Annotated in this window: 6 protein-coding genes; 3 read left to right on the top strand and 3 right to left on the bottom strand. The window is 44.2% G+C overall.

Annotated features, from left to right (window positions below; genetic code table 11):
• Window positions 1–124: 124 nt before the first annotated feature.
• From proX to proV, 3 genes are read right to left on the bottom strand one after another with little or no spacing between them, the layout of a single operon-like run.
• Window positions 125–1,132, bottom strand: a complete 1,008-nt coding sequence (gene proX / locus CAG69_RS03455) for a glycine betaine/L-proline ABC transporter substrate-binding protein ProX (protein WP_161442742.1) — start codon at window positions 1,130–1,132, stop codon at window positions 125–127.
• Complete coding sequence (proW, locus tag CAG69_RS03450; RefSeq protein WP_046874899.1) at window positions 1,125–2,216, bottom strand: glycine betaine/L-proline ABC transporter permease ProW; 1,092 nt, start codon at window positions 2,214–2,216, stop codon at window positions 1,125–1,127. Before proW ends, proX begins: the two co-directional genes overlap by 8 nt.
• A gap of 4 nt (window positions 2,217–2,220) precedes the next feature.
• Complete coding sequence (proV, locus tag CAG69_RS03445; RefSeq protein WP_161442741.1) at window positions 2,221–3,408, bottom strand: glycine betaine/L-proline ABC transporter ATP-binding protein ProV; 1,188 nt, start codon at window positions 3,406–3,408, stop codon at window positions 2,221–2,223.
• Between the two features lie 438 nt (window positions 3,409–3,846).
• Between proV and CAG69_RS03440 the strand changes: the two genes are divergently transcribed.
• From CAG69_RS03440 to CAG69_RS03430, 3 genes are all read left to right on the top strand, one after another.
• Window positions 3,847–5,727, top strand: coding sequence for a DUF294 nucleotidyltransferase-like domain-containing protein (locus CAG69_RS03440; protein WP_161442739.1), 1,881 nt, complete (start codon window positions 3,847–3,849; stop codon window positions 5,725–5,727).
• Entirely contained in the window at window positions 5,727–6,473 is a 747-nt protein-coding gene (locus CAG69_RS03435) for a 3'-5' exonuclease (protein ID WP_161442737.1), read from the top strand. Before CAG69_RS03440 ends, CAG69_RS03435 begins: the two co-directional genes overlap by 1 nt.
• A gap of 192 nt (window positions 6,474–6,665) precedes the next feature.
• Complete coding sequence (locus CAG69_RS03430) at window positions 6,666–8,327, top strand: BCCT family transporter (RefSeq protein ID WP_161442735.1); 1,662 nt, start codon at window positions 6,666–6,668, stop codon at window positions 8,325–8,327.
• Window positions 8,328–8,369: the final 42 nt, after the last annotated feature.

Here is an 8,369-nt window from a genome sequence, read left to right as displayed (position 1 = left end):
ATACGATGTTTTTTGAGTAATCTAAATAAAAAAGCCAGTCTAAATAATCGACTGGCTTTTCATTTTCTCACTGAGGAACCAAAGATACGCTAAAGCTTTAGCGGTTTCTTAAGATTTTTGGGCGTTACATTGCCGCTTTCTTCGCTTCTTCAATCCAACCATCAAAGGTTGTTTGGTTGGCTTTAATCCAGCCATTTACGTGCGCTTCGATGTCTGCCGCGCTATTTTTACCTTGGCTCATCATCATATTCTGCGCACTAACATCATTGATGTTTAGCTTGATGATTTCAAACAGCTTCGCTGCTGCTGGGTTCTTTTCAGTAAACTCTTTGTTCGCAACGATGCGCATAGAGTTCATCTCAAAGCCGTAGTTCTTACCGTTCTCTAGTGTTGTGTCGATGTCCTTACGCTCACCAGGAAGTGAAGAGAATGGCACTTCTAACCAAACAACATCTTTACCCGGAACTAAGACGCCACTTACCCAGTAAGGTGTCCAAGTGTAGTAAAGAATCGGATCGCCTTTTTTGTAACGAGAAATCGTGTCAGCGATAATCGCAGCGTAGTTACCTTGGTTGTGCGTTACTGTGTCACGAAGCTTGAACGCATCCAACTGATGCTCAACGACCATTTCACAACCCCAACCTGGGTTACAACCTGTTAAGTCCGCTTTACCGTCACCGTTGGCATCGAAAAGCTTCGCCAGTTTTGGATCTTTTAATTGACCAATATTTGTGATGCCATATTTTTCAGCGGTTTTTTTATCGATCAAGTAACCTTGCGCAGCACCACTTACATATTGACCTTTGCGGAAAAACTTATCATCACCGCCAGACATTGTGTACTTATCGGCGTGAAGAGGGAACCAACCTACTGCTAAGAAAGTAGCGTCGCCTTTAGCAATAGAGGTATAGCCTACGTTGTAATCCACTTCTTTAGTTGGTTTTACATCGTAACCAAGCTCTTCAAGTGCACGGTTTACGATCAATGTTTGAAACGTTTCCTCTGCAACGGTTGATTGAACTGGCTGAACAGTCACACCTTCACCCGGCAGTTCGCTTGCCACACCATAAGTTGAAAATGCGATAGTACTTAGAGCTCCAACAGAGAGCGCTTTCTTCCATGAATTATTCATTGATGTTTCTCCTAAGTTTTAGATCGTCTTGGTTCGTCTTTGTTTTCAGTTTTAATAGGTATGAAACTGGACCTGTGTGATACCAGCGAAGCTTGGTGTTACCCGCATTAACCCCTAATACTTGGGTAATACGGTCTAATAAAATGGCAAGAATTACGATGCCTAAGCCACCGACAGCAGCAAGACCCATATCAAGTCGGCCGATACCACGAAGTACCATTTGGCCCAAGCCGCCAACCGCAATCATTGAAGCGATCACTACCATAGAAAGTGAAAGCATCAAGGTTTGGTTTACCCCTGCCATAATCGTTGGTAACGCCAATGGCAATTGGATGCGGTAAAGCATCTGTTTTTTGTTTGCCCCGAAAGAGTGGCCCGCTTCGATTAGCTCTTCAGGTACTTGCTGAATCCCTAAAATAGTCAGGCGCACAACGGGAGGCAGTGCGAAAATGATGGTTACTACAACGCCAGGAACGTTACCAATACCGAATAGCATAACGATTGGCACTAGATAAACGAACGCGGGGGTCGTTTGCATTGCATCGAGTATTGGTCTAACAAATTTGGCTGCGGTTTGGCTTCTCGCCAACCATATCCCCATCGGTAGCCCGATAAGCAAACAGAAGAAGACGGCGGTTAAAACCAGTGCGAGCGTTGTCATCGCCTGTGACCACGCACCAATTAGGCCGATAAAAACAAGGGATACAAGTGTTGAAAAACCGAGTTTTACATTGGAAAACTGCCACGCCAGCAAAAATAAAATGAGCACCATGATGGGCGCAGGTGTGGACACCAAAGCAGTTTCAAACGAGGTAAGAATAAAGTCGATTGGAACTCGAATTGCTTGGAAAACTGGGCGACCATGTTCCACCAACCAGTTCAATCCCGATTCTACCCAGCTATCAAGTGGTAGAACCGCATCTTGGAATGGGTTCATAATGTCGAATGGCGCTTGCTCTACAGTTTCTGAGCTTAACCAGTCATTACTTGGGGCAGCGTCAGCACCTGCACCTTGTGACCAAGGATCATCTTGTGCAGGAGCGGTATTCGACCAGGGATCATTGTTAGTTTGCTCTGAAGACATCGTGTTAATCCTTATCTAGTGTTTGTAGAAGACGTGATTTAGTCACGACACCAAAGTAAGTACCTTGCTCATCAACGACAGGTACGGCATAGGGAACGCCTGCAACTAGCCCCAAAATGTCATTGATTGACTGCTCTGGCTGAAGAGTGACTTCATCCGTCAATTGAGCACTGGCTAGAGAGCGGTTTTCTTTGTGAGCCAAACGTAGTGAGTCAAGAGACACGATGCCGGAGTATCGGCTAGATTTATCGACGACAATGCCGTAATCACGGTCATGATCCATTAGAATCTGCATCGCAGAGCCCGGGCCATCATTTTCCGATTTCTTAAAGACGGCGGCGGGTTTCTTACGAGCGATATCTTTTGCTGTCAAGACACTTGCGATGTTTACGCCGCGGAAAAACGCTTCGACATAATCATTTGCTGGGCTGTGCAATATTTCATCAGGCGTGCCAACCTGAACAACCTCACCGTTTTGCATGATGGCGATACGATCACCAATACGCATTGCTTCATCCAAATCATGAGAGATGAAGACAATTGTGCGTTTGTCATCGTTTTGTAGACGAATAAGCTCATCCTGCATCTCAGAACGGATTAATGGGTCTAAAGCGGAAAACGCCTCGTCCATTAATAGAATGTCTGGGTCACAAGCCAATGCCCTTGCTAAACCCACGCGCTGTTTCATACCACCGGATAATTCGTCAGGGAAAGATTCTGCATAAGGGTCTAAGCCAACTCTTTCCAAGGCGGAAAGCGCACTTTTCTGACGTTCATTAACATCAATGCCAGCAAGTTCTAAACCGAATGCAGCGTTTTCGATCACCGTCATGTGAGGCATAAGCGCGAAACTTTGGAAAACCATTGAGATATTGTTGCGACGAACTTCTCGAAGTTCGTCTTCAGAGATATGGGCAATATCTTTCCCTTTGAGATAAACACTGCCTTTCGTTGGCTCAATGAGTCGGTTTAGGAGTCGAACGAGAGTAGATTTTCCCGAACCAGAAAGCCCCATGATTACGAAAATTTCACCTTCGTTAATGGTGAGAGATACATCGTTTACGCCGACTGTTAAACCTGTCTGTTCAAAAATACCATCCTTATCGATACCTTTTTCGATAAGCGAGAAGGCTCTTTCTGGGTCATCTCCAAACACTTTATACAGTCCCTTAACTTCCAGTATGGGATCCATGTTATCTGTCCTTTTTTGTGTGTTTATAACTGTTTAACGATTTGTACTCTAATTAATTTTAGTTCAACTTTCAACGAATGGTGTTCGGTTAATCGGGTTTTATGTGCATACAATGAACAATGAAGGAGGTGTGGTTAAATAGTATTTTCATTAACAAAAATAGATATTTACGGTTGATTTTGTCTTTGCTTAACTTTTCCATGACATTGGTTTGAATTTATTTTGAAGTTTTTAGTACATTTCAACGCAGCCCACCTGCATAGCTATAAGGAGAAATAGATTAGAGGTCTATATTTAAAAACATTAGAGCTCTAATTTTTGGTTGGAGTTTTATTCTGCGAACTAGGTTAGGTGTTGTTATTCTTAGATTTATTCATTGATTGATTTCAATCTTGGTGATATTTATCGCTGTAGTTTAGGCAACGTATGGAATAAAAGATGGAAGCCGAACAGTTAGAAGTGCTCAACTTCATTAGCCAGTACCCACCTTTCGATGATCTACCCGAAGAGCAGTTAAAAAAGATCGCTCTAAATGCCGAGGTTGCATACTTTCGACAAGGCACAGAGATACTCAATTTTGGAGACACGATCCGCGACTTATATATGGTGAGAAGCGGCGCTGTGGAGATCTACCGACGTAAAGGCGAACTCTATAACAGGATTGACGCTGGTGGACTGTTTGGACAGATGGGGTTGTTAATGAACAACCGTGTGCGTATGCCTGCCAAAGCGATAGAAGACACCTTGGTTTACTGTATTCCGGAGGATATTTTCAACGAGCTTTGTGATGAGTTTGAAAACTTTGCTGACTACATGGAACTGGAAGACAGCGCGCGTTTGCGAAGCGCAATATCCAGCCGCTCAGAAAGCAATGACTTTACCACTGCCAAGGCACGTAAGATCTTAGCGAGAGATCCGGTAACGTTGGAGGCGACGGCATCGATTCAAGAAGCCGCGATACTGATGGCGGAGGAAAATGTCACCTCTTTGCTTATTGTTCGCCCAGCAGAAGAACTCACAGAAGAAGACGATGAACAACTACTTGGAATATTGACTGATCGCGATCTATGCATTCGCGTATTAGCTCAGGGCATTGATACCAATATCCCAGTGAGTGAGGTCATGAGTTATGACGTGGTGTCTCTGGATTACAACGCTTATGTCTTTGAAGCCATGTTAACCATGTTGCGCTACAACGTGCACCATCTCCCAATTTTAAAAGATAAAAAGCCGATAGGAATTATTGGCATGACGGATATTGTCCGTTATGAATCTCAAAACAGCTTGCTGCTCGTTAGCTCAATCTTCCAACAAAACAGCGTTGAAGATCTCAAGCAAGTTTCTGAACAAGTGAAAGACTGCTTTGTACGAATGGTGAATGAAGATGCCAACGCTCATATGATTGGTCGAGCCATGTCGGTAATTGGTAGTAGCTTTAAACAGCGTTTGGCTGAATTAGCAGAGCAAGAGCTTGGCCCTGCGCCAATTCCGTATTGTTTGGTCGCTATGGGATCGATGGCCAGGGATGAGCAGTTAATTGTAACGGACCAAGACAACGCCCTTATTCTCGACAACAGTTATGATGTTGAGATGCACGGGGAGTACTTTGAAAAGTTTGCCAAATTTGTTTGTGATGGTTTAGCAGCATGCGGCTATGCTTACTGTACTGGCGACATTATGGCAACCAATCCAGAGTGGCGAAAAACCCGATCGGAGTGGGAAGAGTGCTTTGGCAACTGGATAGATAACCCAACTCCTGAAAGGTTGTTAAACAGTAATATCTTTTTTGATTTATTAGGTGTTCATGGGCGAGTGAAGTGGGCGGAACAATTAAGCAGCTTTATTGTTAGGCGCGCGAAAAGAAACAACCGCTTCCTTGCATGTATGGCTTACAACGCGATACGTCGTACACCGCCATTGGGCTTCTTCAAAGATTTTGTTATGGAAAAAGATGGTCGTCACCGCAATTCTATTAACTTGAAAAGAAGAGGTACTGCGCCATTGGCAGATTTGATTCGAGTACATTCATTGGCAATTGGTTCCCGTTCGCAAAACTCGTTTGACCGTTTAGACGATATCAATGATGCGGGCATTTTACCTAAAGGTCGAGGAATGGACTTGAGGGATGCAATGGAATTGATCTACATGGTTCGAATTCGTCATCAAGCACTCGATATCGAAAATGGAGATGAACCAGATAACAACATTGAGCCAGAGAACATGTCAGAGTTTGAGCGCCGAAACTTAAAAGCTGCTTTCCAAATCCTTAGTAATGCACAGAACTTCATCAAGTTCCGATACCAGAGAAGTAGCAAATAATGTGGTTCTCAAAAAAGGCAGCAAAAGATCAGCTGTTGTTGGATACGTCTCGGACGCCAGAGTGGTCAACGTTATTCAAACAGCTCGCGAAAGAAGCAAGAGACGAGAGACTCAAACGTTATTACTCGACACCGATGGTTAATGGGGAAACCCCAGTTGAGGAAGTGCCATTTGTCTCGGTAGATTTTGAAACGACAGGTTTGAATGCGGAAGAGGATGCAATTCTCACGATTGGACTTGTGCCGTTTACCATTGATCGTGTTCAATGTAGTGGCTCTGCGCATTGGGTTGTTAACCCTAATCGTGAGTTAAACGAAGAGTCAGTCGTGATTCATGGCATCACTGATTCTGAAGTCAAAAACGCGCCCCAACTAACCCACATTTTAGGGGAAATATTGGATGCGCTGTCAGGCAAAGTGGTACTTGTTCATTATAAAAATATCGAAAGGCAGTTTTTTAATAACGCGTTGCTAAATAGCATTGGGGAGGGGATACAGTTTCCTGTTGTTGATACGTTAGATATTGAGTATGCAATACAACGCCGTGAATGCAGAGGTTTTATCAATAAGTTGAAAGGCAAGAAGCCCGGTTCCGTACGATTAGGGCACGCTCGTGAAAGATATGGCCTCCCTGCTTATCAGCCTCACCATGCCCTGACGGATGCGTTAGCAACTGCGGAGCTGTTTCAAGCACAACTGCAGTATCACTTTAATCGAAACATGCCAATATCTTCGGTTTGGCAATAGGCGTTATTTATGGTGAAAACAATAAAATGCAATGAAAGGTAGGGGGCTTTAAGATTATGATAGCGGATTGAGTAACCGCTTATAAGAACAATGTTTTATGAACATGTGCTTGGTAGTGATGAAGACGTTTCATTACTCGAACTCCGACGAAAGTAATTTAAACTTGGTCACGTATTTTTAAGGAGATTATCCGTGAGCACCGATAATAACGGTGGCATTCAACGCCCCGATGGAAAAGTAAACGCAATAGATACTGACTATCAAATTGGTCAGGATAACGTTGCGCTAAAAGTAGGCCCATTTGGCCTTGATATTCACAACCGTGTTTTTGCAATTTCTGGCTTAGCAATCGTCATGTTTGTTGTGATAACACTATTATTCCGAGAACAGGTAGAGCCGTTTTTTGCAGACCTACGAGCGGGTTTGTTACACAATTTAGACTGGTTTTTTCTCGCTTCAGGTAATATTTTTGTCATTGTCTGTGTTGGGTTGATTTTTACACCGCTAGGTCGCGTACGAATCGGCGGTACAGAAGCGACGCCAGATTATTCCTATGCGGGTTGGCTGGCAATGCTCTTTGCAGCAGGTATGGGTATCGGTCTGGTGTTCTTTGGTGTATCAGAACCTATGTCTCATTTTAGTTCTGCTATTGGTGGCGTGAACGTTGAGAACGGTGTTCGTACTGACTGGGCCCCTCTAGGTGGTGCAGAAGGTGATGCAAGTGCTGCATCTGCACTAGGCATGGCGGCGACGATTTACCACTGGGCGCTTCATCCGTGGTCAATCTATGCGCTATTGGCTCTTGGTTTGGCGATTTTCTCGTTTAATAAAGGCTTGCCACTTACCATGCGATCCATTTTTTACCCACTGTTTGGTGAGCGTGTATGGGGTTGGACTGGTCACATTATCGACATTCTTGCCGTTGTAGCGACAGTTTTTGGTCTGGCAACGTCTCTAGGTTACGGTGCGTCTCAAGCCGCAACGGGTTTGAACTTCCTGTTTGATGTTCCAATGACGAATACTACGCAGGTACTATTGATTATTGGCATCACCGCACTCGCTTTAATCTCAGTTGTTGCGGGACTAGACAAAGGCGTGAAAATCTTATCTGAGATCAACATGGGTCTCGCTGCGCTTTTACTGCTTTTTGTTATTGTTGTCGGCCCGACGATCGCGATTTTAACGGGCTTCTTCGAAAATATAGTGTCATATGTGGCTAATATTCCTGCCCTATCAATGCCATTTGGACGAGAAGACGTAAACTATTCTCAAGGTTGGACAGCATTCTACTGGGCTTGGTGGATTTCTTGGTCACCATTTGTCGGTATGTTCATTGCGCGTGTATCTCGTGGTCGTTCCGTTCGTGAGTTCATTATTTGCGTTATCCTTATCCCTTCTTCTGTTTGTGTGTTATGGATGACCGCTTTTGGTGGTAACGCTATAAGCCAATACGTGAGCGATGGTTATGAAGCCGTGTTCAACGCGGAATTACCGTTAAAACTATTTGCCATGTTAGATGTGATGCCGCTAGCTGAAATTACATCTTTCGTCGGTATTATTTTGGTGGTGGTATTCTTCATTACCTCTTCAGACTCTGGTTCACTGGTTATTGATACTATTGCTGCGGGCGGTAAGGTCGATGCGCCAACGCCTCAACGCGTGTTCTGGTGTACGTTTGAAGGCTTAGTTGCGATTGCATTGATGCTTGGTGGTGGCCTAGCGGCAGCTCAAGCAATGGCCGTGACCACAGGCCTACCATTTACGATTGTTCTGCTTGTTGCAACGGTTTCCCTAGTAAAAGGCCTGATGGATGAACCTCGTCCAAAAGCGGTTTCTAAGAAGAAATCGAAATAACCAACATCAGCAGTTAAATATTTGAATAAAGCGGCATGCGAA

The organism is Vibrio sp. V43_P6S15P86 (assembly GCF_009904725.1).
Lineage (GTDB): Bacteria > Pseudomonadota > Gammaproteobacteria > Enterobacterales > Vibrionaceae > Vibrio > Vibrio diabolicus.
This window is presented reverse-complemented; position numbering and strand designations above follow the sequence as displayed.